The 2,609-nt window shown below is 60.2% G+C and carries 3 protein-coding genes and 1 pseudogene; 3 read left to right on the top strand and 1 reads right to left on the bottom strand.

What is annotated here, in order from left to right; translation table 11 throughout:
- Together EN914_RS31610 and EN914_RS31605 are read left to right on the top strand one after the other, a co-directional pair.
- Positions 1–202, top strand: a pseudogene (locus tag EN914_RS31610) (NAD-dependent dehydratase); the annotation flags it as partial.
- A 5-nt stretch (positions 203–207) separates the two neighbouring features.
- A complete protein-coding gene (locus EN914_RS31605) occupies positions 208–1,527 on the top strand; it encodes a DUF4910 domain-containing protein (RefSeq protein WP_024505405.1) in 1,320 nt (439 codons plus the stop codon).
- Here EN914_RS31605 and rfbC read toward each other — a convergent pair.
- Positions 1,522–2,073 (bottom strand): dTDP-4-dehydrorhamnose 3,5-epimerase, encoded by a 552-nt coding sequence (rfbC, locus tag EN914_RS31600; RefSeq protein WP_024505404.1) that lies wholly within the window; start codon positions 2,071–2,073, stop codon positions 1,522–1,524. The genes EN914_RS31605 and rfbC overlap by 6 nt on opposite strands.
- Before the next feature lie 323 nt (positions 2,074–2,396).
- Between rfbC and EN914_RS31595 the strand changes: the two genes are divergently transcribed.
- Positions 2,397–2,609: class I SAM-dependent methyltransferase (locus EN914_RS31595; protein ID WP_407067824.1), on the top strand; the 213-nt coding region annotated here is incomplete at its 3' end.

Here is a 2,609-nt window from a genome sequence, read left to right as displayed (position 1 = left end):
CTTCAAGCCGCAATGGGATGCGCGCAAAGGGGCCGAGCAGCTCTATCATGCCTACCGAAAGTCGAATGTCACTCTCGACGAATTCGAGGGGCCGCGCTTCCAGCGTATCGGCCACATCCGGTATCTTTTGGCCAACGGACTTCTGGACGGTCGGATGCGGGTGGCCGAAGCCTCGAAAAGACTGGAGGTAGCGGCGGGATAAGCGGTGTGGAACAGGTGAATCCCGGCGGACTCGGCTCGCCGCCAGCGTCCGTCAGCCTCGGCCATGAAATCTATGCCTTGGCCGAACGTCTGTTTCCGATCTGCAGGAGCATCACCGGAGATGGTGTGCGACAAACGCTGGACGTCTTGTCGGGGCACATCGATTTGGAACGGCATGAAGTGCCGACCGGGACGCAGGTTTTCGATTGGACCATTCCCAAGGAATGGAACATCCGCTCGGCAAGCATCACAGGCCCGGACGGACAAACGGTCGTGGATTTCGCTGACTCCAACCTGCACATCGTCAACTACAGCTTACCCTTCAAGGGGATACTGCCGCTCGAAGAATTGAGGCCGCATATCCATACGCTGCCGGAACAACCGAAGGTGATTCCCTACCGCACTTCCTATTACACCCCGACATGGGGCTTCTGCGCAGCCCATGACCGTGTGGCCAACATGCCCGACGGTCTCTATCGGGTGGAGATCGATGCCGAATTCAAAGACGGCAGCCTCGCCTACGGAGAATACCTGCACCGCGGGCAAACAGAACGGGAATTCCTGCTTTCGGCGCACATTTGCCATCCCTCACTCGCCAACGACAACTGTTCGGGCCTGGCCCTGCTGGCAGCGCTCGCAAGAAGCCTGAAGGCAAGGGAAACACGATACAGCTATCGCTTCCTGTTCGCCCCGGGCACCATCGGCGCGCTCGCGTGGCTGTCGCGCAACGAGGACCGGACATGTCTCATCGACCATGGTCTGGTGCTGTCATGCGTTGGTGACGCAGGAAGCCCGGCATACAAGCGCAGCCGCCGCGGTGACGCGCTCGTCGATCGCGCCATGGCACACGTGCTCGGGCGTCTAGCTGGGGCAAAGATGCTGGATTTCTCCCCTTACGGTTATGACGAGAGGCAATATTGCTCGCCGGGCTTCGATCTTCCGGTCGGCATGTTCCAGCGGAGCGTCCACGGCACATTCCCCGAATACCACACGTCGGCCGACAATCTTGACTTCATCAGGCCGGAGCATCTCGAGGATTCCTTCCGCATCCTGACGGACGTAATCGACATCATCGAAGAGGACTGGACGCCGTTGAACCTCTTGCCTAAAGGCGAACCGCAACTCGGCAAGCGCGGCCTCTATGCAGCCCTGGGAGGGCAGAAGTCGTCGGGCGCAACGTCGATGTCGCTGCTTTGGGTGCTAAACCTTGCCGACGGGCAGCATTCGCTTCTGAGCATGGCGGAGCGTTCGAACCTGCCGTTCAAGGAACTCGCCGCCGCCGCCAGACTGTTATCGGAACATGGTCTTTTGGCAGCAGCCTCATGAGGCCGACGCGCCGGTTCGCCGTCTGACAAGGGGCCAGGACTTGTCCCTTTCCGACATTGCTGTCGGCATCAATGGCCAACGGATCGAAAAGGCCGGGTCATTGTAGAGGACGCCCGTCGACGCGTGGGGCGCATAGAACTGCGATATGAGATAAGAGACCTCGGTGCCGTCCGTAAGGGTCTGCAGGCCGTGCGCGAATCCGGCGGGGATATAGACCTGCTTCATGTTCTCGGATGTCAGCTCGAAGCCAAGCCACTTGTAGCGTGTCGGTGAATTCGGGCGCAGGTCCACGACGACATCAAAAATAGCGCCGCGGACACAGGAGACCAGCTTGACCTCGGCGTAAGGCTCCTCTTGGTAGTGTAGCCCCCTGAGAGTTCCCTTTTGGACCGAACAGGACCGGCTGTGCTGGACAAATCGGGTCGCCAGACCGCAATCCGCCATCTCCTTTTCGCAGAAAAGACGGGTGAAAAAACCACGGTCGTCAACCATCAGTGTAGGCTCGATCAGCCAGACACCTTGAAGCTCCGTTTCGGTAAACAGCATGCACTTGGATCCCCCGTGCCGAGCAAGACCGGCGCGGCAATTGTCAGCGTCGCCAGCCGACGCTGGAAGGGCTACCTAAGCCTTAGGTGGCCTCTTCGATAGGGGTATATCCGGATGACGGCTTTACCCGTTCGGCGGGCCTCGCGCCGGCATTGCCGCCGCCCGCTCGCTATTAGGATTAAGGCACCCGACGGATTGGCAAATCGAACCAGGGGGGGCTGTATCCTAACCTGTGGCCATCTGCCTGCGGAGGCGCGGCAGGCATCGGTTCTGCGTAGCGCGCCGCGTCTCCGTTTTCAAACCAGCAGACAGGAGCAGGGGGAATGAACATTCAGGCAGTCGAAATCGTCCGCGATCATAGTGCGGCAAGCCGGAATGTCGGCTGCAGGCTCTGCGGGTCGCGCCTGCGCCACACCCTGGTCGATCTTGGCATGTCGCCGCCGTGCGAGAGGTTCCTGCAGCCCGACCAGCTCGACCAGATGGAACCTTACTACCCGCTCAACGTGCTTGTCTGCGACACGTGCTATCTGGTGCAG

It is taken from the genome of Mesorhizobium sp. M7A.F.Ca.CA.001.08.2.1 (genome assembly GCF_003998455.1).
Classification (GTDB): domain Bacteria; phylum Pseudomonadota; class Alphaproteobacteria; order Rhizobiales; family Rhizobiaceae; genus Mesorhizobium; species Mesorhizobium ciceri.
The sequence above is the reverse complement of the archived record's forward strand: the minus strand, read 5'-3'. Positions and strand labels throughout refer to the sequence as shown.

What these genes read in the sequence shown, in the direction of transcription:
- rfbC (WP_024505404.1), bottom strand. Translation starts at nt 2,073, where the DNA reads ATGCTGTTTACCGAAACGGAGCTTCAAGGTGTCTGGCTGATCGAGCCT.